Source organism: Curtobacterium sp. SP.BCp (assembly GCF_051903255.1).
Classification (GTDB): Bacteria; Actinomycetota; Actinomycetes; order Actinomycetales; family Microbacteriaceae; genus Curtobacterium.
The window spans coordinates 664536-689624 of the sequence record NZ_CP194338.1; the positions used below are offsets into that span (position 1 = coordinate 664536).

Sequence of the window (25089 nt, forward strand, 5' to 3'; positions counted from 1 at the left end):
CGGCCGGACCCCCTCGCCCACGCTCTGGGGGTGCGCGTCCTCCGTTGTGGGGACACGCGGGCGCTCGCGGGCGGCGTTACCGTGGAGGGCATGAGCCTCACCACCTCGACGTCGAACGCCACCGCCCCGGACGCCGTGCGGCGGGCGGCGCTGCTCGCGGCGCTCGACGTGGTCGAGAGCGGTCCCGAGGAGCGGTTCGAGCGGATCACCCGCATCGCACGGGAGGCCTTCGGGGTCACCGGCTCCTTCCTCAACCTCGCGGGCGACTCCGTGCTGACGATCAAGTCGCAGCAGAGCGACACCCCGTTCGACCCGACGATCCCGCTGCAGGACACCTTCTGCGGCCGGACCCTCGGCGAGGTCGGCCCGGTCGTCGTCGAGGACGCCACGGCCGACGCCCGCTACGCCGACATGCCGATGGTGGTCGACGACCCGAACGTCCGGTTCTACGCCGGTGTGCCGCTGCGGCTCGGTGACGACGACGTCAAGGTCGGGACGCTCTGCCTCGTGGACCAGGCGCCGCGGACCCTCGGCGACGACGACCTGGCGCTGCTCGAGGAACTCGGGGTGTGGGCGGAGCGTGAACTCGCCGCCGGTGCCGACGAGGACCGCCTCCGGGCCGTCCTGGCCGGGCTCGAGCCGACCGGTGTCACCGTTCCCGGGTACCGGGTCGCCGGGATGAGCGTGCCCCACGGCGTCGTCTCTGGTGACCTGCACGAGTGGCACCGCTCGGGCGACGACCTCGTGGTCACGCTCGCCGACGTGATGGGCAAGGGCATGTCGGCGGGACTCCTCGCGGCGAACATCCGCGGGGCGCTCCTCGCCCGCGGCGACGAACGACCGGACACCGCGGTCGCCGGGCTCGAGGCGCAGGTCGCTCCCGAGCTCAGCCGCGCCGAGTCCTTCGCCACGCTCTTCCACGGCCGACTCGAACCGTCGACCGGACACCTCGAGTTCACGGACGCCGGACACGGGCTCGTGCTGCACCTCCGGGCGGACGGCTCCGAGACCGTGCTCCGCTCGTTCGACCTCCCGCTCGGCCTGCACCCCGCCGGCCTCACCCGGACGACGGGGTCGCTCGACCTCGGCGTCGGGGACGTGCTCGTCCTGGTGAGCGACGGCGCGCTCGAGCTGTGGGACTCGACGCTCGCATCGCTGTCACGGCTCGGGGAGCTCTACCGCGGCGCGGCCGACCTCGACGACTTCCTCGGTCGGGTGCGCGCCCGGTCCGTCGAGCACGACCCGGGCGACGACCTGACGGTCGTGGTCGTGGCGCGCGACGCCTGACGCGGGCTGGTCGCGCCCTGCGACGCCGGCGCCGGTCCGGCTCGTCGTCTCGCTCCGAGACGCCGACGCCGATCTGGCTCGTCGTCCCGCGCGACGTCGTCGGTCAGGCGCCGAGTCGCTCGATGAGCTCGCGGTAGCGGGCGGCCGTCCGCTCGACGATCTCGTCGGGGAGCACGGGCGGCGTGCCCTGGCGATCCCAGTTCGCGCTCAGCCAGTCGCGGACGATCTGCTTGTCGAACGACTCGGTCCGGTTCGCGCCGCGGGCGTCCCAGTACCGGCTGGAGTCGCTCGTGAGGACCTCGTCCGCGATCCGCACGACCCCGTCGGCGTCACGACCGAACTCGAACTTCGTGTCGGCGATGACGACCCCGTGCTCGAGCGCGATCGCCGCGGCCTCGGAGTAGACGCGGAGCGACAGGTCGCGGAGCGTCTCGGCGTCCTGCTGCCCCACGAGCTCCACCGTCTGCTCGAACGAGATGTTCTCGTCGTGCTCACCCTGCGGCGCCTTGTACGCGGGCGTGTAGATCGGCTCGGGGAGGCGGTCACCGTTCGACAGCCCGGCCGGGAGCGCCACACCGCAGACACTGCCGGACTCCTGGTACTCGGCCCAGCCGCTGCCCACGAGGTAGCCGCGCACCACGCACTCGACGGGGAACATCGTCAGCGGCACCACGTGCATCGAGCGCGACGCGACCTCGGCCGGCACCGGGGTCCCGCCGGCGGACTCGGGCAGGAGGTGGTTCGGGACGTCGGACAGCCGGTCGAACCAGAAGCGGGACAGCCGCGTCAGCAGCTCGCCCTTGCCCGGGATGGGGGGCTCGAGCGCGAAGTCGTAGGCGCTGACGCGGTCGGACGCCACGAGGAGCAGTTCGGACGCGTCCGCGACCCCGGTGGTGCCGGTCGGGACGTAGAGCTCGCGGACCTTGCCCGAGGCGACGTGCTGCCAGCCGTCGACGACGGGGGCGCTCACCGGGCGACCTTCGCGGCGATGTCCGTGCGGTACTGCGCGCCCTCCAGCGTGATGTCGTGCAGGCCGGCGTACGCCCGTTCACGGGCCTCGGCGAAGTCGGCGCCGGTGGCGACGACGCTCAGCACGCGACCGCCGGTGGCGACGAGCTCGCCGTCGAGGAGCCCGGTCGCGGCGTGGGCGACCGAGACGCCCGGACGCGCGTTCGCGGCGTCGATGCCGGTGATGCGACGACCGGTGTGCGGGTTCTCCGGGTAGCCCTCGCTCGCGAGGACCACGGTCACCGCGGACTCGGCGCGGAACTCCGGCGCCGGCACGGAGCCGAGCCGTCCGGTCGCCGCGGCGAGCATGAGGCCGCTCAGCGGGGTCGCCAGGCGGGGGAGCACGACCTGGGTCTCCGGGTCGCCGAAGCGGGCGTTGAACTCGATGACGCGGACACCCTGCTCGGTGACGATGAGCCCGCAGTACAGCAGACCGACGAACGGCGTGCCCTCGTGCTCGAGACGCCGGACCGTCGGCAGGGCGACCAGGTCGGTGACCTCGGCCACGAAGGCGTCCTCGGATGCGCAGCGGTCCGCGAGCCAGGGGAGGGGCGAGTAGGCGCCCATGCCGCCGGTGTTCGGACCGGTGTCGCCGTCGCCGAGGCGCTTGTAGTCCTGCGCGGGGCTGAGCGGCCGCACGTCGTGCCCGTCGCTCAGGAAGAACAGGGAGACCTCTTCGCCGTCGAGGAACTCCTCGACCACGACGTGCCCGTGCTGGAGCCAGTAGGTGGCGTGGTCGACCGCGGCCTGCCGGTCCTCCGTCACGAGGACGCCCTTGCCGGCCGCGAGCCCGTCGGCCTTCACCACGTACGGTGCGCCGAGCTCGTCGAGCGCGGCCACGGCTTCGTCGACCGTGCCCGCGTACACGGGACGGCCGGTGGGGACGCCCGCCTCGGCCATGATCCGCTTCGCGAACGCCTTGGACCCCTCGAGCTGCGCCGCCGCCTTGCCCGGACCGAAGACCGGGATGCCGCGGGTGCGGACGGGGTCGGCGACACCCGCGATGAGCGGTGCCTCCGGACCGACGACGACCAGCTCGACGTCGTTCTCGATCGCGTACTCGGCGACGAGCGCTCCGTTCGTCGGGTCGAGCGACACGGTCTCGACGTCCGCGGCGATGCCGGCGTTGCCCGGCGCGACCGTGATGACGTGCCCTGCCTGCTCCGCGAGGAGGGCCGTGACGATGGCGTGCTCGCGGGCACCGGAACCGAGGACGAGGATTCGCACCCGGCCAGCCTACCGAGCGCTGGTGCCGCGTTGCGATCGGCGTCGCTAGCCTGTGGACATGCCCCGCAGGACGATCGACGACGAGGACGGACGGCGCGCGCTCGCCGCGGTGGTCGGGGGCGGCACACAGCGCACCGACGTCGCGACGGCGGTCCGGTGGACGCTGCAGCGGCTCGCCGAGGACGTCCCGGGCAACAGCGTCGAGGTCCGCGTCCCGCCGTTCGCGGCCGTGCAGGCGATCCCCGGTCCGCGGCACACCCGCGGCACCCCACCGAACGTGGTGGAGACGGACGCCGCGACCTGGATCGCCCTCGCCACCGGGACGCTGCGCTGGGACGAGGCGGTCGATGCCGCGCGGGTCAGCGCGTCCGGTTCGCGGGCGGACCTGACCGACTTCCTGCCGGTACGACTGCCGGCCTGACCTGCGGCGCGCGCTGCGACGGGAGATCGCTCGCGATGCGAAGCGAATTAGGTAGGTCCTACCGATGCGCCCCACGCAACCGGTTGCCTATCGTGGAAGTCGCCGGGATTCGGACCCGACCCGAACGGGTCCGAACCCGGCGACACGCCACACGTTACGCGATTTCCGACCAGCTGTGTCAACCATTCGGCGCGTCGTGCTGCATCCCGCAACGCAGATTGCGGTGCGGGACGGTACCCGCTGGTCGACCGGAGGGGCGTCGAGCACCTCCGACAGCGTTCAGAGCAGCTCGGCGAGCTCGGTCCGCGCGTGCAGTTCCCACTTCTGGAACACCCGCGACAGGTGGGCGTCGATGGTCCGGACGGACAGCCCGAGCGTCTCGGCGATCCGTCGGTTGCTCAGCCCCTCCGCCGCGAGCTTCGCGACCTCGTACTCGCGGTTCGTCAGTGGCGGCTTCGTGTGCCCTGCGGTGACGGACATCCCGTGCGAGGCGAGGACGCCCTGCGCGACGATGACCCGTGGTCGGTCCCGGGCGCGGACGGCGTCCAGGTACTCGACGATCGCCGCGGCGAGGGGCCCGTCCACCCGCTGGGCGGCGACCCGCAGCCGGTCCGCGGAGGGCCCGTCGTCCCGACCGGCCTGCAGGTCGTTCGCGTAGTGGAGCGTCTGCCCGTACATGACGTGCGTCCACGAGCCCGCGGCGCTCGACCGCTCGATGACCTCGTCCATGTGACGCTGCCCCTCGGGGTTGCCGAGGAGCCACTCCGTCCACGCGATCGACACGGCCACCTGTTCGCCCGTGATCCGCATGGCGCGCAGGGGCGTCGTCCGGGCCCGGTCGAGCGCGACCGCGGCCTCCTCGAGCCGACCGGCGTAGGCGTATGCCATGGCGAGCCGGGCCCACGGGTACGCCGCGAAGCCGCCGTGGTCCGCGACGTCGTAGCGCTCGCACGCCGCCGAGAACGCGGCGATCGCGTCGTCCCACCGCCGCTGCCCGATCGCGAGGTTGCCGTCACCGATGAGCTCCAGCGTGAAGTCGTACATGAGGTACGGGCTCGACCGTCGGACCGGCACCTCCGTGAGCAGGTCGGCGACGTCCCCGCGCCACACCTGCACCTGGTGGAGGACGGAGACGATCTCCCCGACGCTCCACGGCGCGTCCTCGAGGTTCACCACCGCGGTCTGCAGGGCCTTGCGTGCCAGGGTCGCGGCGTCGTCGAGCCGCCCTGCGGTGGCCAGGCCCATCACGGCGCACGGCGCGACGCAGAGGAAGCCCAACGGCACGGTCGGGGCGTGCACGATGCCGGTCGCGTCCACCTCGGCGCGGACGCCGGCGAACCGACCGCCCCACCCCAGGTGCGCCAGGCGCAGGAGCCGGAGCCGCTCGGCGGCCTCCGGACCGACCAGCTCGGTCGCGGCGTCGGTGAGCGCCACCGCGGCGTCGACGTCGTCGTCGTGGAACTGGCGGATGTTCGCGAGCGTCTCGCACGCCTCGATGACCGCCGCGTCGTCCACATCGTCCGACGTGCGCGCGATCGACCACGCGGCCTCGGCGTCCGCCCGACCGGCCTCGCGACCCGCGCTGTACGAGTGCGCCAGCGATCGCAGCACGAGGGCCGCGATCCGCCCCGTGCACGACAGCGACGTCCGGAGTGCGGCCGAGGTCAGGGCGATCGCGCTCTCCAGCTCCTGCAGTCGGACCGCGACCTGCGCGGCGTCGAGCAGGGCTTCGGTCGACGGCTGCACGCCGCACTCGAGCGACCACAGCGCCGCTCGGAGCCGGGCTGCCGGGGGAGCGCCCTCCGCGCGGTCGGCGCGGAACGCGTTCGCACGGGCGAACAGGAGCGTGCGACGGGCGACGGGCACGAGGGCGCGGACGACCTCGCCGACGAGGGGGTGCGACGGCCGCACCACCACGGTCCCGTCCTCGGTCGAGTCCATCCGCACGAGGCCGAGCGCGACGACCCGGTCGATGTCCCCGCCTGCCACGAGCGCGAGCAGCCGGGGGAGCGGGATCGGGTCGGCGAGCGCGACGATGTCGACGACGTCACGGAGGTCCTCGGGCAGCGTGCCGAGCTCCGTGCGGTACATGTCGGCGAGGCTGTTCGACGCCGTGACCCGTCCGCGCCAGTACCACCCCGACGCGGTCTGCTCGAGCGCCCCGGAGGCGAGGGCGGCGCGGACGACCTCGCGGACGTACAGCGGGTTGCCCGCGGTCGCGCGGTGCACGCGTTCCGCCGATGCGTTCTCCAACGGGGCGCCGAGCGCGGTCGCGATGAGGTCGGTGGTCGCGTGGAGGTCGAGGGGCTGGAGGTCGATGCGTTCGAGCAGGTCGTCCTGCCACAGGGCGCGGAGGGGTTCGGGCAGCGCGGTGAAGTCCCGACAGGTGAGCACGAGCCGGGCGTCCTGGTGGCGGACGAGCCACGCCACGTACCGGGCGGAGATCGCGTCGAGGTGGTCGGCGTCGTCGACACGGAGGAGCACGTCGCGGTCCGCACCACCGAGCGACCGGAGCCGCTCGGCCGCCTGGCGTTCGTCGGCGAGCTCCGCGAACGTGGTCGGCAGTTCGCCGAAGTGTCCGGAAACCGCGTCGAAGGGCATCGACCGGCCAGCCGCGACCGCCGTGATCGGCACGACGAGTGTCCGTCCCGCGGCGTCTCGACCGACGACGCGGTCGGTGATCCGTTCGGCGGCGGTGGTCTTCCCGAGGCCCGGAGCGCCGACGAGCGCGACGCTCCACCGGTGCTCGGCGACGACGGCGACCGCGCGGTCCTCCTCCTCGCGGCGGGCGATCGGCCAGGCGATCCGCGCGGGCGGGCGGCGGTGGGGACCGGACCGGTGACCACGCTCGGTGCGTCCGCGCATGCGTGTCACCTCGTTCCCTCCCCACCCGTCGTCAGGGCGCGACCGGTGGGGACCATCCTGCACCTGATCGCGTTCCGCGCACAGGCCGGAGCACGTCCCACAGTGGGGGACAATGGGCTGGTGAGCACCACCGACGGACCCGAAGAACGACCGGCCCCGAACGCCGTCTCCACCTCCGACGAGGTCACCATCCGACGTGCGCCGAAGTTCGGCGTCTTCATCGTCGGCGGCGCGGTGCTCGGCTTCCTCGTCACCCTCGTCGTCGTGTCCGCGACGATGAACCTCGACCGCGGCGACCAGCAGGAGACCGCGAGCTTCGGCTCGCTGGTGGGGTACTTCTCGCTGTGGGGCGTGACCATCGGCGCGTTCGTCGGCGCGGTGGTCGCCGTCGTGCTCGACCGCGTGTTCGCGCGCCGTGCGGCGGCGCTGACCGCCGAGCGCGTGGACGTCGAACCCGCGCCGGAGACGGTCGACGGCGAGGTCGAGGACCACGGCGACGACGTCGCCGGTCGCTGACGCGACCCCTGATCGGACGGGAGGCCCGTGGCGGTGTCGCCACGGGCCTCCCGTCCGTCTGCTGGTCGCCCTGGGCGACCGGACCTAGCTGAGCTGGTTCGCCTCGACCCAGGACAGGTACTCGGGGCTGACGGTGCCCGTGACGTACTCGCCGGTGAAGCAGCTCATCTCGAGGTCGGTGACGTCCGACCCCTCGATGATCGCATCGCGCATGTCGGCGATCTCCTGGTAGATCAGGTGGTCGCTGCCGAGCACCCGGTTGATCTCCGGGATCTTCCGGTCGTGCGCGATGAGCTCCGCGCGCGTCGGCATGTTGATGCCGTAGACGTGCGGGTACCGGACGGGCGGAGCGGCGCTCGTGAACGTGACCTCGTTCGCGCCTGCGGCCCGGGCCATCTCGACGATCTCCTTGCTCGTCGTGCCGCGCACGATCGAGTCGTCGACGATGAGGATGTTCTTGCCCTTGAACTCCGAGGACATGGCGTTGAGCTTCTGGCGGACGGACCGCTTGCGCTCCGCCTGCCCCGGCATGATGAACGTCCGGCCGACGTAGCGGTTCTTGTAGAAACCCTCGCGGTACTCGATGCCGAGCTTCTGCGCGACCTGCATCGCGGCCGGGCGCGAGGAGTCCGGGATCGGCATGACGACGTCGATGTTCCCCGTCGGCGCGTACTGCTCGATCGTGTCGGCCAGGCGGTTGCCGAGGCGGAGCCGGGCGTCGTACACCGAGATGCCGTTCATGACCGAGTCGGGACGCGCGAGGTAGACGTACTCGAACGAGCAGGGCACGAGCCGCGGGTTCTTCGCGCACTGCCGCGCGTGCATCTGGCCGTTCATCTCGATGAAGACGGCCTCACCCGGGGCGATGTCGCGGACGATCTCGTAGCCGCCGGACTCGAGGACGAGCGACTCCGACGCGACGACCCACTCCGGCTGGCCGGCCTCGTCGAACTTGTGTCCGAGGATGAGCGGGCGGATGCCGAACGGGTCGCGGAACGCGAGCAGGCCGTGCCCGGCGATGGTGGCGATGGCGGCGTAGGAGCCCTCGACGCGCTCGTGCACGCGCTCCACGGCGTCGAACACCTGGCCGGGGTCGAGGTCCTTGCCGCGGACCTGGCCCTGCAGCTCGTGGGCGAGGACGTTCACGAGCAGCTCGGTGTCGGAGCTCGTGTTGAGGTGCCGACGGTCGATGTCGAACAGCTCGCGGGTGAGCTCCCGCGTGTTCGTCAGGTTGCCGTTGTGCACGAGGACGATGCCGTAGGGCGCGTTCACGTAGAACGGCTGCGCCTCTTCCTCGTTGCTCGCGGCGCCCTTCGTGGCGTAGCGCACGTGGCCGAGGCCCATCGTGCCGAGCAGGGACCGCATGTCACGTGTGCGGAAGGCCTCCCGCACGTGTCCACGCGTCTTGTGCATGTGGTGGATGTGACCCTCGACCGTGGCGATGCCGGTCGAGTCCTGTCCTCGGTGCTGCAGGAGGAGCAGAGCGTCGTAGATGGATTGGTTGGCAGGACTCTGGGCGACGAGCCCGACGATGCCGCACATTCGCGGTGTGCTCCAGACCGTAGAATCGGGGGGACCGAACAAGTCTGCCATGCCCTGCGGAGGACGACGCATGACGAACCCCTACGCCGAGGCCGGCGTCGACACAGCAGCCGGCGACCTCGCGGTCGAACTCATGAAGTCGGCCGTCTCGGCCACGCACAACGCCTCGGTGATGGGCGGTGTCGGCGGGTTCGCAGGGCTCTACGACGTGTCGTTCCTGAAGGACTTCGAACACCCGCTGCTCGCGACGTCCACCGACGGCGTCGGCACGAAGGTGGCCATCGCCCAGGCGATCGACAAGCACGACACGATCGGGCAGGACCTCGTCGGCATGGTGGTCGACGACATCGTCGTGGTCGGCGCGAAGCCGCTGTTCATGACCGACTACATCGCGTGCGGCCGCGTCGTCCCGAACCGGATCGCCGACATCGTCGCCGGCATCGCCCGCGGTTGCTCGGCGACCGGGACCGCGCTCGTCGGCGGCGAGACCGCGGAGCACCCGGGCCTCCTCGGTCCGGACGACTACGACGTGGCGGGTGCGGCGACCGGTGTGGTCGAGGCCGACCGGCAGCTCGGCGCGCACCTGGTCGAGGACGGCGACGTCGTCGTGGCGATCGCGTCGTCAGGGCTCCACTCGAACGGCTACTCGCTCGTCCGGCACATCCTGTCGACGCGGGGCGTCCAGTACACCGACCAGCTGCCCGAGTTCGGCGCCGGCGTGTCCGTGGGCGAGGCCCTGCTCGAGCCCACGCGCCTCTACACGAGCCCGCTGCTGTCCCTGCTGTCGTCGCACCCCGGCGCGGTGCACTCGCTCTCGCACGTCACCGGTGGGGGCATCGCCGCGAACCTCGCCCGCGTGCTGCCGGTCGGCTCGTGGGTCGAGGTCGACCGTTCGACGTGGTCCCCGCTGCCCGTGTTCCGGGTGCTGGCCTCGATGGCGGGGACGCCGCTCGAGGACACCGAGGGCACGTGGAACCTCGGCATCGGGATGTTCGCCGTGGTGTCGGCGGGTGCTGCGTCGGACGTGATCGCGTCGCTCGGCGCCGCGGGGCTGCCGTCGTGGGCGGTCGGGACGATCTCGACCGCGCCGCGCGAGGACCTCACCGGCTTCGAGCAGGGCGCGAAGGGCGTCGACGGCGGGGCCGTGCGCCTCGTGGGGGCGTACTCCGCCTGACGCGCCCGGCCGTCCGGTCGGCGGGCGGGCAGGGCGGTCGCGCGGGCGGGCCGGAGCGCCTGCCGCATGGTCGCAACACCCCGCGTGCGCACTGCACGACGGTCACGGATGGTCGCTCTCGGCGAGCCGAGGGACACGACGTGACCGCCCGGCGCACGGCGTGCGGGGAGTCGTGACCGTGCCTGGGGCCGTGCGCCTCGTGGGGTCTGCTCCGCCTGCCGCGGGCGGGCCTCGACCGGCTCAGGTCGCGACACCCCGCGTGCGCACCGCCCGACGATCACGGATGGTCGCTCTCGGCGGGCCGGAGCGACACGACGTGACCACCGGGCGCACGGAGTGAGGGGAGTCGTGACCGTGGCCGGACGTTCACGCGTGGTCCGCACCGCACCGCACCGCACCGCACCTGAGCCGACGGGCGCCGCACACGCGCAAACGCCGCGCACCCGAGGGTGAGCGGCGTGTCGCACGAGGGCGGCTCAGGCGGACTTGTTCTGGTCCTCGTGTTGCTCGAGCTCGAGGTCGTCCTCGTCGTCACCGTACTGGTCAGCCCAGCGGTCGACGTAGGAGTTCTCGTCCGAGTGCTGCCCGGCGGAGAGCTCGCGTTCGAGCGCACCGTAGTTCGTCTCCGGGCTGAAGTACTTCAGCTCCCGGGCGACCTTGGTGTGCTTTGCCTTCTGACGGCCGCGCCCCATGCGTGACCCCCTCGTGATCGGCTCTGGTCCGATCCTGGCGGGTGCGATTGGACACCCGGGGAATCGGACGGTTCGTGGTTTGAAATCTGCCGATCACTCTACCATGTACCCCGATCTGGACGTCGCCCCGAGCACGGCGGACACAGCAGAATCGGATGTGATGAGCGACGCCACGAACCCCGCCCCGGACCAGTACGCGCGTGTCGTCGTCATCGGCGCGGGTCAGGCCGGGCTCTCGGTCGCCCACCACCTGCGTCGCCTCGGACTCGCGCCGGGCTCGGACCTCGTGGTCCTCGACCGCGGGCCGGACACCGGCGGCGCGTGGCAGTACCGGTGGGAGGCCCTGCGGCTGGGCGCGGCACACCGGGTCCACGACCTGCCGGGGATGCGGGCGATGGGCCTCGCGTTCGACGACGCCGACCGCGCTCGACCCGCCCGGGACGTCGTCGCCGAGTACTACCGCCGCTTCGAGCAGCACTACGACCTCCGCGTCCGTCGTCCGGTAGCGGTCACGTCGGTCACCCGGGTCGAGGGCTCCGACCGACTCTGTACGACCCTGCAGATTCCGGACGGACGGACGAGCCGGATCAGCTCCGAGGTCGTCGTCAACGCCTCCGGGACGTGGGGCACCCCGTTCGTGCCGTGGTACCCGGGGCGCGACGTCTTCACCGGCCGGCAGCTCGACACGACGGAGTACCGCAGCGCCACGGAGTTCGCCGGGCAGGACGTCGTCGTCGTCGGCGGCGGGACGAGCGCGATCGGGTTCCTGCTCGAACTCGACGGTGTCGCGCGGTCCACGCGGTGGTTCACGAGGCGCCCCGTCGTCTGGTCGGACTCGGCCTCGCTCGACCTCGAGTCGGCGGTCGCCGCGGTCGACGAGCAGGACCGTGCCGCACGCGCCGGTCGAGTCCTGCCGAGCATCGTCAGCGGCACCGGCATCCCGGTCACGAGGCGCATCCGAGCGGGCATCGACCGCGGCACGCTGGTGTCCTCGCCGATGTTCGCCCGACTCGACGCGACGGGCGTCGTGACCGCCGAGGGCGAGCACGTGCACGCCGATGCCGTCCTGTGGGCGACGGGCTTCCGTGCCGACCTCCGCCACCTCGCACCGCTGCGGCTCCGCACCGCGCAGGGTGGGATCATCGTGTCGGACGGCCGCTCGGAGGACGAGCCGCGCCTGTTCCTGGCGGGTTACGGCCCGCAGGCATCGACGATCGGCGCGAACCGTGCGGGTCGGCGCATCGCCCGGCAGGTCGTGGACGTGCTCGCCGACGCCGCCTGACGGCGGCCAGCGGCCGGGCTGACGGACGGTCGAGAGAGCGGACGAACGTACGAACGGACGGACGGGAGGCGCGGCGCAGGTCGTGTGCCGGCCGTCCGTTCGTTCGTGGTCGCGTAGGGACGACCGGGTCAGGCGGGCAGCGGCTCGTCGACGCCCCGACGTCGCCGGGTGGCGAGCAGCAGGAGTGCGTCGAGGGAGAACCGCCCGGGGCCGATCAGGGCGACCGCCAGCGATCCGACAGCGAGGACGAGGACGTACTCGAAGCCGCCGTCCTGTGAGAAGAACCCGGCCGAGGAGTGGGCGAGCAGGCCCGCGACCACCATGTCGACCGCGAGGAGCACCCCGACGACGCGGGTCGCGACGCCGAGCACGAGGAACACCCCGCCGACGAGCTCGAGCCCCGCGACGAGCGGTGCGGCGACCTCGGCGAGCGGGACCCCCATGCCCGCGAAGCCCTGGGTGACGTTCGGGATGCCCTGCGCGAACTTCTGCGCGCCGTGGGCGATGAACACCACGCCGAGGACGACGCGGAGCACGGTGAGGCCGATCGAGGTCGATGTCGTTCGCATGCCCGAGAAGCTAGCGGGTGACACGTCATCGAGTACCCCCGGACGGGGGTCTCGGCGGACTTCGCCAGGGCTTCGCCAGGACATGCCCAGACAGCGGTCCACCGTTCGGTGGACCCGGTCTCAGGAAGCGGCGTCGGACCCGCGGCCGGTCTGCGCCTGCAGCCGCTCGATGTGCTCCGACGCCTCGGCCTTCGTGAGGTCGGCGGGGAGTTCCTCGCCGGCCTCACGCGCGAGGGTGTCGAGGTAGCTCCGCTGCGGGCCGGTCATCGGTTCGTCACCGGTGACCCAGTCCTCGGGGTCCTTGCTCGCGGTCGTCGAGGGGTCCGGGCGCGGCCCACCCAGGGTCTCGCCCGTGTGGTCGGTCTGGTCTGCATCGCTCATGCCGCGGACGCTACGCCGGGCCACCGACGCGCACCCCAGCGCGGCGTCCCCCGGACAGCAGCAGGGCGGGCGTCAGGCGGAGGCGGCGTACCGCACGAGGTCGGGACCGATCCCGCTCAGGGCGATCGGGACCACCGAACCACCGCGCTCGATCCACATCGTCGCCGCCCGCTCGTCGATCCGGTCGACGACGTGCAGCGCGCCGTCGAGCAGCACCGACGCGGTCACCCGCTCGGTCCCCGTCGACGGGCGCGGCGGCAGCCCGGGGACGTCGGCCGCGTACGCGGCGTACCGACCGGGTGACAGGAACGGGGACACCGGGGTCGTGACGATCTCGAGGCCCTCCGCGACCGCGGTCACCGCGACGAGTCGGACGGCCTGGTCCTTCGGCAGTGGGACGTCGACCACCGGAGCGTCGTCGGGGCCGGCCAGCGCGCGGAAGGCGGGCCGACCGTCGGGGGCGAGCAGTGCCTCCCGGCCGTCGATCCGCACCCGACCGCGCCCACGCGAGTCGGCGTACAGGCCCGGGACGATGCCGGACCGGCGTGCCTCGAGGCGGGTGATCACGACGCGGTCCGGTCGGTACCAGTCGCGGAGCGTGGCGGGGTCGACCCACCCGATGGCCGGCTCGCCGCGCGAGAGCGCTGCCGAGTCGTCCGCGGCACGTTCGTCGACCGCGCCGAGGGGGTGCTCCCCGCGCACGGCGACCAGGCCCTCGAGCGGGCTGCCGGCCGGCGGCTCGTGGTCGAGCACCTCGACGCGCTTGGACACCTTGCCGCCGTGCGCGTCGAACGTGGCGAAGGCGCGGAGGTCGGTCGGGGTCATGGCGTCACATCGTACGACCGGGCACCGTCACGCGGTGTCACGACCGATCGGCCCCGGGCGGCGACGCCGGCGTGCGCGCCGCGGGCGGGGAAGCGACCAGTGTCCGGAGTTCGCCGGTGCAGCGCGCCGGGTCGACGCCCTCGGCGGGTCCGGCCGGCCGGGTCGCACGCCGTGGTCCGGCCTCGACCCGCGATCCGGCATCGCCCCGCGGACCGGACCCGCCCCGCGGGACCAGGCTGTTGCGCTGGTCGGAGCGGAGCAGCCGGTCCTCCTCGCGGCCCTCGGGGCGGAAGACCCCGTGCGGCGACCGGCGGAGCGGCGGCCGGACGGGCTCGCCGCGGCGCTCCTGGCCCGGCAGCGGACGCGAGCGCCGGCCGTAGAGCAGCTCGGACGAGTCGAGCAACCACGGGACCAGGGCGACCGTGACGCCGTGCACGAGCAGGAGCTTCTTCCGGATGCGGCGGCCGCGGTGGTTGTGGAGCAGGTTCTCCCACCAGTGCCCGACGACGAACACCGGCGTGTACACGGTGACGACCTCGGAGCCGTGCTCGGCGCGGTGGGCCTTGATGTACTTGATGAGCGGCATCGAGATGTCGCGGTACGGACTCGGGACGATCGTGAGCGGCACCTCGATGCCGTGGTCGGCCCACTGGGCACGGAGCCGCGCGGCCTCGGCGTCGTCGATCGCGACGTGCACCGCCTCGAAGCTCGCGTGCTTCGCGGCGATGGCGTAGTCGAGCGCCTTGAGCACCGGCTTCTGCAGCTTGTTGACGAGCACGATCGCGTGGTCGCCGGTCGCGCCGAACTCGGTCTCCTCGTCGGCCTCGATCTCGTGCGAGACGTCGCGGTAGTAGCGGTTCACGCCGAGCATGAGGACGAACAGCAGGGGCATGATCACGAACACGAGCCAGGCGCCGTGCGTGAACTTCGTGATGGTGACGATGACGAGCACGACGAACGTGAAGCTCGCCCCGACGGTGTTGATGAGCCGCGAGCGCACGACCTGACCGCGGTTCACCGGCTCGGCGGCCGTCCCCGCTCGGTCCTGGCGCAGCAGGCGAGTCCAGTGCACGACCATGCCGGTCTGCCCGAGCGTGAACGAGACGAAGACGCCGATGATGTAGAGCTGGATGAGGCTCGTCACGTTCGCCCGGTACACGACGAGGAGTGCCGCCGCGACGAGCGCCAGGACGATGACGCCGTTCGAGTAGATGAGGCGGTCGCCGCGCGTCGAGAGGGCCTTCGGCGCGTACGAGTCGCGCGCGAGGATCGAGCCGAGGAGCGGGAACCCGTTGAACGCCGTGTTCGCCGCGAGGAGCAGGACCGCCGCGGTGGTCGCCTGGACGACGAAGAACAGGACCGAGCCGTCCCCGAAGGTCGCGGCGGCGATCTGGGCGATGAGCGAGCGCTGCGGCGTGGTCGCGCAGTCGGCGAAGCCCTGCAGGTCGCAGGCACGCTCGGCGTAGTGCACGCGGGCCACGAGGGCGAGCGTGATGAGCCCCACGAACAGGACGATCGCGATCCCGCCCATCGCGACGAGGGTCTTCTGGGCGTTCTGGACCTTCGGGCGACGGAAGGCCTGCACGCCGTTCGCGATCGCCTCGACGCCGGTGAGGGCCGAGCAGCCGGACGCGAAGGCACGGAGGAGCAGCAGGACGAACGCGGCCTGGGTCGTGTGTTCGACGTTCTGCACGGTGTACTGCGCCGACTCCGCGACGGGGGCGTCCCCGACGGCGACCCGCACGAGACCGGTGACGACCATGACGAACACCGACGTGACGAACAGGTAGGTCGGGATCGCGAAGGCCTTGCTCGACTCGCGGACCCCGCGGAGGTTCACGGCCGCGAGCAGCACGACGAAGAGCAGCGCGAGCTCGACGCGGAACTCGTTGAGGAACGGCAGCGCCGAGATGATGTTGTCCACGCCGGAGGCCACCGACACGGCCACGGTCATGACGTAGTCGACGAGCAGCGCACTCGCGACGACGAGTCCGGCCTTCTCGCCGAGGTTGCGGTGCGCCACCTCGTAGTCGCCGCCACCGGACGGGTACGCCTTGATGAGCTGCCGGTAGGAGGCGACGACCACCACGAGGAGGAGCACGACGAGCGCAGCCACCCACGGCGCGAAGGTCAGGAACGCCATGCCGCCGAGCAGCAGGATCATGAGGAGCTCCTGCGGCGCGTACGCCACGGAGGAGAGCGGGTCGCTCGCGAAGATCGGCAGCGCCAGGTGCTTCGGGAGGAGCTGTCCCTCGAGCTTCTCGGAGGGGAGGGGATCCCCGATCAGTCGCGCCTTCAGCGACCGGATCTCGTTCGTCACGAGCGGCAAACCTACTCATTTCGGACCCGGATTCAACACGACCCCGCCCGCCCGTATTCCGCGCCTGCGCGGATCCTCGGAACCTGTGCTGTCGAGCAGGGTTGCGGTTGACGTTGCGTCAACGCTTACGGTGTGCAGCATGAGTGATCGGACAGACAGCGCCGCGTCCGCTGCGAAAGCACCCCACGGCATCGCCGCCGTGGCGCGTTCCGCGGGGGTCTCCAGCCGGACGCTGCGCCACTACGACGCGATCGGGTTGCTCCCGGCCACGGCGGTCGGCGAGGGCGGGCTCCGCCGCTACGACGACCGGGCACTCGTCCGGCTGCAGCGCATCCTGCTCCTCCGCGGGCTCGGCCTGGGGCTGGCGGAGATCGCCGAGGTGCTCGACGGCGAGCAGGACGACGTCACGGCACTCCGGGCACACGTCGCGTGGCTCGAACGGGAGCGCGACCGGCTCGCCCGGCAGCTCGCGGCCGTGCGCACCACCATCACGAGGATCGAACGAGGAGACGACATGACCGCACAGGACACCTTCGACGGGTTCGACCAGACCCGGTTCAAGCAGGAGGTCGAGGAGCGCTGGGGCGCCGAGGCCTGGCAGCGCGGACAGGAGTGGTGGACGTCGAAGGACGCCGCCGCGAAGGACGCGTTCCAGGCGGAGCAGCGGGCGATCGCCCGGGACGCGGCGGCGCTGGCGGCGTCGGGGGACGGTCCGACGTCGGCCGCCGGGGCCGCACTCGCCCGCCGGCAGCTCACCTGGCTCGAGCAGGCGCCCGGACCGGCCGTCACCGCCGAGCGGTTCCGCACGCTCGCGGACATGTACGTGCACGACGAGCGGTTCAGGCACGCCTACGAGTGGGCCGGCTCCGGCGCCGCACGCGCGCTCCGAGACGCGATGCACGCCCTGGCGGACGCCGGCGGGGTGTGACGACGCGGCGCGCGTGACGCAGGGCGACGGCGCGGGCGGGCCGGCCGGGAGGCGCGGTGTGCGCCCGCCCCGCCGGCCCGGCCCGTCGGTGCTCGCGTCCGCTCCCGTCGCTCCCGTCAGAGGGAGCGGCGCAGCGCCTCGAGGCCGTCACGCAGACGGGTCACCGTGTCCGCGGTGAGGGTGCCCCGCGTCGCCTGACGTCGGAGGTCCGCACGGACCTGCTGCCGGAACGACGACAGGACCATCTCGACCTCGCGGAGGGCACTGGCGCCCGACGTCGGGACGTCGACCGGCTCGTCGGCCGACTGGCCGCGCGGGGCCTGGGCGCTCGCCGCGAGGTCGGCGCGGAGGGACCGCATGGCCTCGCCCACCGATGCGCGAACGCCGTCGGCGAGGGACTTCACCGAGTCGGTCACGCCGTCCTCGAGCGCGGCGACCTCGGCGGCCCGGGCGTCGAGCTCGGCACGGCCGGCGTCGGTGATCGCGTAGACGGTCTTGCGGCCGTCGGCGGTCCCCGTCACGAGGCCCTCCTCCTGGAGCTTCGCCAGACGGGGGTAGACGGTGCCAGCGCTCGGGACGTACGTGCCGCCGAAGCGGTCGCCGAGCGCGGTGATGACCTCGTACCCGTGCATCGGGTGGTCGCCCAGCAGGACGAGCAGGTAGAGGCGCAGGTGGCCGTGCGCGAAGACCGGGCTCATGCGGGCACCTCGCCGTCGGTGGTCGGGGTGGTGGCGGACCCGTCGGCGACCGGCGGGGCGTGGAGCACCGCGATGTCGCCGGAGACCGAGTTCACCTTGAGGTCGAGCCACTGGCCGGAGAGCTCTCCGCCCTGCTTGACGTACGAGCCGCGCACCCCGCGGATCTCGGAGTCGTCGAACTGCAGCTTGCCGGACGCCGTCGAGACGGTGCAACGGTAGGGCACGCCGTCCTCGAGCCGGACGCTGACCGAGCCGGACACGGTGTTGACGCGGGCCGAGTCCGGGGTGCCGTGCAGGTCGAGCAGGACGTCCGCGCTCACCCCGTCCGCCTGGAAGCGCGGGATCGACCCGGTCGCGACGACGTCGCCCGACACGGTGTGCACGGTGAGGGCGCCGTCGAGGTCCCGCACGGTGGTCGTGCCGGAGACGGCGTTGACGGTGACGTCACCCGCGACCCCGTCCACGACGACGTCGCCCGAGACGGTGTGCAGCGTGGCGCCGCGGTCCGTGCCGGAGAGGAGCGAGCCGGCCGACACGACCCCGAGGGTGACCGGGACGTCCCGCGGCACGAGGATGCTCACGTCCGCCTGGGCCTTGCCGCGGAAGGACTTGAGGAACCCGATCGGGTCGTCCCAGCGGATCTGCGGGTGGTCGACGGTCAGCGTGTCCCCGTCGACCTCGACCATGAGCGGCTTGCCGGAGACGCTGTGCACCTCCACCCGGGCGGTGGGCTCGTCGTGCGCGACGACGTCGACCTGACCGGCGACGAGCCCGACCTTCAGGCGTCGGACGATGCCGGTGTCGATGACCTTGGGCTCCTCCACGAGCCACTTCTCCTGTGCCATGGTGCCTCCTCGAACTCGCGATGTATCGCGTCTGGTGATGACACGATACATCGCGAGTTGCGCGAGTGGCAAGACGACGTTCAGGAGGTGATCCGTGCCTCCGGGCCGGGTGCGGCCGCCGCGGCGGCGAGCCGCGTGCGGTCCGGACTCCACGGGAACCGACGGAAGAGGGGCATGAGCGGCTGCACCATCGGTCCGATCGCGAACGCGGCGATCACCGTGCCCGCGCCGACGTCCCCGCCGAGGAGCCAGCCGACGATGACGACGGTGACCTCGATGACGGTCCGCGCGACCCAGATCGGCCAGCCGAAGCGCTGCGAGACGCCGACCATCAGGCCGTCCCGGGCGCCCGTGCCGAACCCGGCTCCGATGTAGAACGCCGTCGCGACGGCGAGGAGCAGCAGCCCGGCGACGAAGAGCCCGATGCGGGGGAGGAGCCCGTCGGGTGCCGGCACCAGCCAGAGCACGAGGTCCGCCGACGGGCCGATCGCGAGCGCGTTGAGCAGCGTCCCGATGCCCGGCTTCTGGCGCAACGGGATCCAGAACAGCAGGATCACGCCGCTGGAGACCACCGTGATGACACCGAACGACCACGGCACCACGTGCTCCAGTCCCTCGGTGAGCACCGTCCACGAGGCCACGCCGACGACCGCCCGGACCTGGAGCGCGGTCGACGCCCCGTAGAGGAACAGGCCGACCATGAGCTGCACGAACCGGAGGGTGAGGGCGGGGGTGCGGGGCATGCTCCGATCGTCGAGCAGATTGGCCTGCAGGTCGAGGGCCAATCGCGCTACCGTGGATCCATGACGCCCGTCCTGCTCAGCGCCCGGTCCGCAGCACTCCTCCTCACCGACTGGCGCGACAGCACGGACGCCGCCGCGTACGAGGCGCTCTCCGACGCCCTCCGGGTCCTCGCCATCGACGGGCGCATCCCGCAGGGCGTCCGCTTGCCCGCGGAGCGTGGGCTGGCAGAGGCGCTCGGCGTCTCCCGCACCACGGTCGCGAACGCGTACGCCCGGCTGCGCGAGGACGGGTTCCTCGTCTCGGTCCGCGGGTCCGGCAGCGTCGTCCGGTTGCCGCGGGACCTCGTCGGGCGCCCCGACCCCGAACGGCTCGGCGGCGTCGTCGGCGGAGACGTGCTCGACCTCCGCAAGGCGGCGCTGCACGCGGCACCGGGCATCGCCGAGGCCGTGGAGCGGGCGGTGCGGCACGTGCCGGCGGCGCTCGCCGGGATCGGGTACGACACCGTCGGGGACCCCGGGCTCCGCCGGGCGATCGCCGACCGCTACACCGCGCGCGGCCTGCCCACCGACCCGTCGCAGGTCGTCGTCACCATCGGCGCGCAGCACGCGATCGCCCTGCTCGCCCGCGTGCTCGTCCGGCGCGGCGACGCCGTCCTCGTCGAGTCCCCGACCTACCCGCACGCGCACGAGGCCTTCCGTGAGGTCGGTGGTCGGCTCGTCGGGGTCCCCGTCGACGCACGCACCGGCTGGGACACCACGGTCCTCGAGCACACGCTCCGCCGCACGGCCCCGTCGGTGGCCTACGTCATGCCGGCGCTCCACAACCCCACGGGCGCCACGATGACCCCCGACGCCCGCGACCTCCTCGTGTCGGTCGCCGCCTCGGTCGGGACGACGGTCGTCGCCGACGAGACGATGGGGGAGCTCCGCATCGACGGACCCGCCGCGACCCCGCTGGCCGCGGCGTCCGACGACGTCGTCATGATCGGCTCGGCCGACAAGGTCTTCTGGGGCGGACTCCGCATCGGCTGGATCCGCGCTCGTCCGGAGCTGCTGCAGCGGCTCCTCCTCGCCCGCCCCACGGGCGACCTCGGCACGCCGGTCCTCGACCAGCTCGTCGCGCGCGAGCTGGTCCCACGGACCGAGACCGTCCTGGAGGAGCGGCGCGCGTACCTGGCACAGGCCCGCGACGACGTCGTGGACGCGTTGCGCACGCGGCTCCCGGAGTGGGACGTGCCGTCGCCGGCGGGCGGGTTGACGACGTGGGTGGGCCTCGGCCGGCCGGTGTCGAGCGCGCTCGTCCTCGCGGCACGGGCCGAGGGGGTCGTGCTCGCCTCCGGCGGGGTGTTCGGCCCGGACGGCGGGTTCGAGCGCTTCCTCCGGGTGCCGTTCACGATGCCGGCCGCCGACCGCACCAGGATGGTCGACGTCCTCGAGCGGGCGTGGGCGCGGGTCGGTGGCGAGGCGGTCGGCCCGAGCGGGTCGCTGGCAGCGGTGGTCTGACGACGGGATCATCCCGACGGTGGAGGCGGTGCGTCCCTCCGACGGATGTCCCGTGCGACCGACCGCGGGATCCTGAGGGCATGGAGACGACCGTGCACCCCGCGCAGACCGAGGCCCCTGAGCGGCCGTCCGACCGACCGACGATGCCCGTGGCGGCCCGCGCGGGCACCGCGACCGGGCTCGCCCTGCTGGCCGGGATGCTCTGCTCCTACGGACAGGCCGTCCCGGGGCTCGGGGAGTTCGCGAACTCCGCCGGCCCGTGGTTCGTCGTGGCGGGGCTGCTCGTGCTCCTGTCCGGCCTCCACCGGCGACCGGCGATCCCGATGGTGCTGGGTGTGGTGTTCCTCGAGCTCATGCACGTCGGGTACTGGGCCGCGACCAACCTGCGCGGCTACGCCGACTTCCTGTCCCTCACGAACTTCTGGGTCCTCATCGGGATCCCCGCGGGACTCCTCGCGGGCCTCGTCGTGTGGGCGCTGCGGTCCGGATCGGGTCGCCTGGCCGCCGCGGCGATCGGTGTCACCGGAGCGGTGCTCGTCGGCGAGGGGGTGCGGGCACTGCTCCGGATCGCCGACACCACCGGCACGACCTTCTGGACGATCGAGATCCTCGTGGGCGCCGCGGTCGTCGTCGTCGGGGTGCTGACGGCACGGTCGCCGGTCGACCGGGTCGTCGCGCTCGGCACCGGGGTGGTCGGCTCGTTGGGCGTCCTGGGCGCCTACCTGTTGCTCGGCTGAGCCTCCGACCGCGTCGGCCTGCGAGGATCGGACGGTGCACCTCCTCTCGGTCTTCAGCATCCGGAACCGGTCCCTCATCGCCCTCGTCACGATCGTCGTCGCGATCTTCGGCGGCATCTCGCTGACGAGCCTCAAGCAGGAGCTGATCCCGAGCGTCGAGTTCCCCCAGGTCGCCATCGTGAGCGCCTACCCCGGCGCCACCCCGGAGGTCGTGTCGAACGACGTCTCGACGAAGATCGAGCAGGCGATCCAGGCCGTACCGAACCTCGAGTCGACGAGTGCGACCTCGTCCACCGGGCAGAGCGTCGTGTCCGCGTCGTTCGACTACGGCTCGAACCTCGCCAGCGCCGAGGACAAGATCCAGACCGCGGTCAACGCGCTGTCACTGCCGGACACCGTGCAGACACAGATCGTCACGGGCTCGTTCGACGACCTGCCGGTGCTGCAGCTCGCGGTGACGGGGGAGGGCAACCAGGAGCAGCTCGTCGACCGCCTGAACGCGACGGCGATCCCCGACCTCGAGAAGCTCGACGGCGTCCGGCAGGCCGACGTCTTCGGCAACCCCGGCCGGCGGGTCGTGATCACCCCGGACGAGGACGAGCTCGCCGCGAAGGGGCTCACGTCGCAGTCGATCTCGGACGCCCTGAGCGACAACGGCACGCTCATCCCCGGTGGCACGATCACCCAGGACGGGAAGACGCTGTCCGTGCAGACCGGCGAGCGCATCGCGTCCCTGAAGGACATCGAGGCGCTCCCGCTCACCGGCTCCTCGGGCAGCAGCTCGTCCGGTTCGGGTGACGGCGGGTCCGGATCGGGCGGCTCCGCATCCGGATCCGCGACCGGCGGGGCGGGCGCAGCCGGGGCCTCGGGCGCGACCAGCACGACGGGCGGGACCGGCGGGGCGGGCGGGAGCAGCGCCTCCAGTCCGACCACCGGCACCGGCACCGGGGCGTCCACCGGTACGGCTGCCCAGCCGACCACGACCACGCCGACGAAGCTCGGCGACGTCGCGAAGGTCGCGATCGAGGAGTCGCCGCGCACCTCGATCAGCCGCGTCGACGGCAAGACCGCGCTCACCATCGCGATCACGAAGACGCAGGAGGCGAACACCGTCGACGTGTCGGAGACGGTCAAGAAGGCCCTCCCGGACATCCAGTCGAAGGTCGCCGGCGACCCGCGGTTCACGGTGGTGTTCGACCAGGCGCCGTACATCCAGCAGTCGATCGACTCACTCGCCGAGGAGGGCCTGCTCGGCCTCGGGTTCGCGGTGGTCGTGATCCTGGTGTTCCTGCTGTCGGTGCGGTCGACCCTCGTCACGGCGATCTCGATCCCGACGTCGGTGCTCCTCGCAGCGATCGGCATGCGCGCCGCCGGGTACTCCCTCAACATCATCACGCTCGCGGCGCTCACGATCGCCATCGGCCGCGTCGTGGACGACTCCATCGTCGTCATCGAGAACATCAAGCGGCACATGCAGCCCGGGGTCGACCGGGCCCGGGCGGTGCTCGACGCGGTGCGGGAGGTCGCGGGTGCGGTCACGGCCTCGACCCTGACCACCGTGGCGGTGTTCCTGCCGGTGGCGTTCGTCGCGGAGCTGGTCGGCGAGCTGTTCCGGCCGTTCGCGCTCACCGTGACGATGGCCCTCATCGCCTCGCTGCTCGTGTCGCTGACGATCGTGCCCGTGCTCGCGTACTGGTTCCTCCGGCCACCGAAGACCCACCGGCACGCCGAGGCCGGTGCTGCGGCCGCCGACGGGACGCCCACGGAGGAGTCCGCTGCCGGTGCCGCCACGGGCGTGCCTGCGGTCGGGGCCGAGGGCGGGGCCGCGACCGGCGCACTGGCCTCCGCCGCCGACCTGCACGACGCCGGTCGCCGTGACCGCCTCCAGCGCGGCTACCGCCCGGTCCTCGCCTGGGCGATGCGACGCCCGTGGGTCGTCATCGTCCTCGCGGTCTTCGTGCTCGGCGGCACCCTCGCGGCCGTCCCGCTCGTCAAGACGAACTACCTCGGCGACTCCGGCCAGAACACCTTCACGGTGACGCAGGACCTCGAGCCGGGCACGAGCCTCGACGACCAGTCCGACGCGGCTGCGAAGGTCGAGAAGGTGCTGCGTGGGGTGCGGGGCGTCGAGACGGTGCAGACCACCATCGGGTCGAGCGACCAGTCGATCCAGGCGGCCTTCGGCGGCGGGGCGTCCGCGTCCGTGCAGTACAACGTCACGACCGACTCGACGGCCGACCAGCCCACGATCCAGTCGACCGCGCGCGACCGCATCGAGCGGATCGACGGCGTCGGCGAGGTGTCGCTGTCCTCGGCCGGCGGCGGCTTCGGCGGCTCGAGCGACATCGAGGTCGACGTCACGGCGCCGACCCAGGCCGAGCTCCGGACCGCGGCGGACGAGGTGCTGCGGAAGATGCGCGGCGTCGACGGCACCACGGAGGCGACGAGCAACCTCTCGGCCGCCGAGCCGTACCTCGCCGTGAAGGTCGACCGGCAGGAGGCAGCCGAGCGCGGCCTCACCGAGCAGCAGGTCGGTGGGCTGGTCGCGGCCGCGGTCTCGCCCCGCGACACCGGCAGCGTCGAGATCGACGACGCCACCCTCGACGTGTACATCGCCGACCCGAACCCGCCGGGGACGATCGCGGCGCTCAAGGAGCTGTCGATCCCGACGTCGACCGGCGAGGTGCCGCTGTCCGACCTCGCGACCGTGGAGCAGTCCGAGGGCCCGACCACGATCACGACGTCGAACGCCGTCCGGACCGCGACGATCACGGTCACCCCGGACGCGACGAACCTCGGTGCCGCCGTGCAGAACGTCACCGCGGCCGTCGATGCCCTCGACCTGCCGAAGGGGGCGTCGGCGTCGATCGGCGGAGTGGCGTCCAGCCAGTCGTCGGCGTTCAGCCAGCTCTTCCTCGCGATCCTCGTCGCGATCCTGATCGTCTACGTGATCATGGTCGCCACGTTCCGGAGCCTGCTGCAGCCCTTGCTGCTCCTCATGTCGGTGCCGTTCGCGGCGACCGGCGCGCTCCTGCTGCAGATCTTCACCGGCATCCCGCTCGGCGTCGCGTCGATCATCGGCCTGCTCATGCTCGTCGGCATCGTCGTGACGAACGCGATCGTGCTCGTCGACCTCGTCAACCAGTACCGCAGGCGAGGGCTCCGCGTCGCCGAGGCCCTGGTCGAGGGCGCGACGAGACGACTCCGGCCGATCCTGATGACCGCGCTCGCGACGATCTTCGCCCTGGTGCCGATGGCGCTCGGGCTGACCGGCAAGTCGGGGTTCATCTCGCAGCCGCTCGCGCTCGTCGTGATCGGCGGCCTCGTGTCGTCGACGCTCCTGACCCTCGTGGTGCTGCCGTCGCTCTACTTCGTCGTCGAGCGGGCGCGGGAGCGTCGTGCGGACCGCATCGCCGCCGGGATCACCCGGAAGCAGGCCAAGCAGCAGCGGCGCGAGGAGCGGAAGCGGCGGCGCGAGGAGCGGCGTGCGGCACGGGGTCGGAAGGCCGCGTCGGCGGACTGATCC

General features: G+C 72.5%; 21 protein-coding genes. 9 read left to right on the top strand and 12 right to left on the bottom strand.

The genetic code is table 11. The annotated features are described in order from the left end of the window. Positions 1-90 precede the first annotated feature (90 nt). Entirely contained in the window at positions 91-1287 is a 1197-nt protein-coding gene (locus ACRQ4C_RS03425; RefSeq protein WP_290132812.1) for a PP2C family protein-serine/threonine phosphatase, read from the top strand. 103 nt (positions 1288-1390) lie between these two features. Here the strand turns inward: ACRQ4C_RS03425 and ACRQ4C_RS03430 are convergent, their stop codons facing one another. Both ACRQ4C_RS03430 and purD read right to left on the bottom strand, forming a co-directional pair. Beyond that, positions 1391-2257, bottom strand: a complete 867-nt coding sequence (locus tag ACRQ4C_RS03430; protein WP_439690127.1) for a phosphoribosylaminoimidazolesuccinocarboxamide synthase — start codon at positions 2255-2257, stop codon at positions 1391-1393. After that, positions 2254-3522 (bottom strand): phosphoribosylamine--glycine ligase, encoded by a 1269-nt coding sequence (gene purD / locus ACRQ4C_RS03435; protein WP_439690128.1) that lies wholly within the window; start codon positions 3520-3522, stop codon positions 2254-2256. Before purD ends, ACRQ4C_RS03430 begins: the two co-directional genes overlap by 4 nt. A 58-nt stretch (positions 3523-3580) precedes the next feature. Here purD and ACRQ4C_RS03440 point away from each other — a divergent pair, with 58 nt between their 5' ends. Further along, on the top strand, positions 3581-3943 hold the full coding sequence (locus ACRQ4C_RS03440) for a sterol carrier family protein (RefSeq protein ID WP_439690129.1): 363 nt from the start codon (positions 3581-3583) through the stop codon (positions 3941-3943). Between the two features lie 279 nt (positions 3944-4222). On the opposite strand, the gene ACRQ4C_RS03445 is transcribed toward ACRQ4C_RS03440, so the two are convergent. After that, positions 4223-6808, bottom strand: coding sequence for a LuxR C-terminal-related transcriptional regulator (locus ACRQ4C_RS03445; protein ID WP_439690130.1), 2586 nt, complete (start codon positions 6806-6808; stop codon positions 4223-4225). A gap of 120 nt (positions 6809-6928) precedes the next feature. Between ACRQ4C_RS03445 and ACRQ4C_RS03450 the strand changes: the two genes are divergently transcribed. Further along, on the top strand, positions 6929-7324 hold the full coding sequence (locus ACRQ4C_RS03450; protein ID WP_290132807.1) for a hypothetical protein: 396 nt from the start codon (positions 6929-6931) through the stop codon (positions 7322-7324). Between the two features lie 84 nt (positions 7325-7408). Here ACRQ4C_RS03450 and purF read toward each other — a convergent pair whose 3' ends face one another. Further along, on the bottom strand, positions 7409-8866 hold the full coding sequence (gene purF / locus ACRQ4C_RS03455) for an amidophosphoribosyltransferase (RefSeq protein ID WP_290132806.1): 1458 nt from the start codon (positions 8864-8866) through the stop codon (positions 7409-7411). Between the two features lie 70 nt (positions 8867-8936). Here purF and purM point away from each other — a divergent pair, with 70 nt between their 5' ends. Further along, positions 8937-10040 (top strand): phosphoribosylformylglycinamidine cyclo-ligase, encoded by a 1104-nt coding sequence (gene purM, locus ACRQ4C_RS03460; RefSeq protein ID WP_439690131.1) that lies wholly within the window; start codon positions 8937-8939, stop codon positions 10038-10040. A gap of 476 nt (positions 10041-10516) precedes the next feature. Here the strand turns inward: purM and ACRQ4C_RS03465 are convergent, their stop codons facing one another. Next, a complete protein-coding gene (locus tag ACRQ4C_RS03465) occupies positions 10517-10732 on the bottom strand; it encodes a DUF3073 domain-containing protein (protein WP_022905133.1) in 216 nt (71 codons plus the stop codon). Between the two features lie 160 nt (positions 10733-10892). Between ACRQ4C_RS03465 and ACRQ4C_RS03470 the strand changes: the two genes are divergently transcribed. Then, positions 10893-12014, top strand: coding sequence for an NAD(P)-binding domain-containing protein (locus tag ACRQ4C_RS03470; protein WP_439690132.1), 1122 nt, complete (start codon positions 10893-10895; stop codon positions 12012-12014). A gap of 128 nt (positions 12015-12142) precedes the next feature. On the opposite strand, the gene ACRQ4C_RS03475 is transcribed toward ACRQ4C_RS03470, so the two are convergent. The 4 genes from ACRQ4C_RS03475 to ACRQ4C_RS03490 form a co-directional block, all read right to left on the bottom strand. Further along, positions 12143-12583, bottom strand: a complete 441-nt coding sequence (locus ACRQ4C_RS03475) for a DoxX family protein (RefSeq protein WP_439690133.1) — start codon at positions 12581-12583, stop codon at positions 12143-12145. A 120-nt stretch (positions 12584-12703) separates the two neighbouring features. Then, positions 12704-12964 (bottom strand): DUF3072 domain-containing protein, encoded by a 261-nt coding sequence (locus ACRQ4C_RS03480; protein WP_439690134.1) that lies wholly within the window; start codon positions 12962-12964, stop codon positions 12704-12706. Positions 12965-13036: 72 nt separating this feature from the next. Continuing rightward, complete coding sequence (locus ACRQ4C_RS03485; protein WP_439690135.1) at positions 13037-13789, bottom strand: hypothetical protein; 753 nt, start codon at positions 13787-13789, stop codon at positions 13037-13039. Positions 13790-13826: 37 nt separating this feature from the next. After that, positions 13827-16118, bottom strand: a complete 2292-nt coding sequence (locus ACRQ4C_RS03490) for an amino acid permease (RefSeq protein ID WP_439690136.1) — start codon at positions 16116-16118, stop codon at positions 13827-13829. Positions 16119-16248: 130 nt separating this feature from the next. Here ACRQ4C_RS03490 and ACRQ4C_RS03495 point away from each other — a divergent pair, with 130 nt between their 5' ends. Beyond that, positions 16249-17037, top strand: coding sequence for a MerR family transcriptional regulator (locus tag ACRQ4C_RS03495; RefSeq protein ID WP_439690137.1), 789 nt, complete (start codon positions 16249-16251; stop codon positions 17035-17037). Between the two features lie 116 nt (positions 17038-17153). Here the strand turns inward: ACRQ4C_RS03495 and ACRQ4C_RS03500 are convergent, their stop codons facing one another. From ACRQ4C_RS03500 to ACRQ4C_RS03510, 3 genes are all read right to left on the bottom strand, one after another. Next, on the bottom strand, positions 17154-17735 hold the full coding sequence (locus ACRQ4C_RS03500; RefSeq protein WP_439690138.1) for a PadR family transcriptional regulator: 582 nt from the start codon (positions 17733-17735) through the stop codon (positions 17154-17156). Beyond that, positions 17732-18580, bottom strand: coding sequence for a DUF4097 family beta strand repeat-containing protein (locus ACRQ4C_RS03505; protein WP_439690139.1), 849 nt, complete (start codon positions 18578-18580; stop codon positions 17732-17734). Before ACRQ4C_RS03505 ends, ACRQ4C_RS03500 begins: the two co-directional genes overlap by 4 nt. A gap of 80 nt (positions 18581-18660) precedes the next feature. Beyond that, complete coding sequence (locus tag ACRQ4C_RS03510) at positions 18661-19323, bottom strand: YczE/YyaS/YitT family protein (RefSeq protein WP_439690140.1); 663 nt, start codon at positions 19321-19323, stop codon at positions 18661-18663. 60 nt (positions 19324-19383) lie between these two features. Between ACRQ4C_RS03510 and ACRQ4C_RS03515 the strand changes: the two genes are divergently transcribed. The 3 genes from ACRQ4C_RS03515 (at position 19384) to ACRQ4C_RS03525 (ending at position 25086) form a co-directional block, all read left to right on the top strand. Continuing rightward, the gene (locus ACRQ4C_RS03515) at positions 19384-20826 is read left to right on the top strand and encodes a PLP-dependent aminotransferase family protein (RefSeq protein ID WP_439690141.1); all 1443 of its coding nucleotides are present in this window, start codon (positions 19384-19386) and stop codon (positions 20824-20826) included. Between the two features lie 80 nt (positions 20827-20906). Further along, the gene (locus tag ACRQ4C_RS03520; protein WP_439690142.1) at positions 20907-21563 is read left to right on the top strand and encodes a DUF6518 family protein; all 657 of its coding nucleotides are present in this window, start codon (positions 20907-20909) and stop codon (positions 21561-21563) included. Between the two features lie 34 nt (positions 21564-21597). Then, on the top strand, positions 21598-25086 hold the full coding sequence (locus tag ACRQ4C_RS03525; RefSeq protein ID WP_439690143.1) for an efflux RND transporter permease subunit: 3489 nt from the start codon (positions 21598-21600) through the stop codon (positions 25084-25086). The last annotated feature ends 3 nt before the right edge of the window (positions 25087-25089 follow it).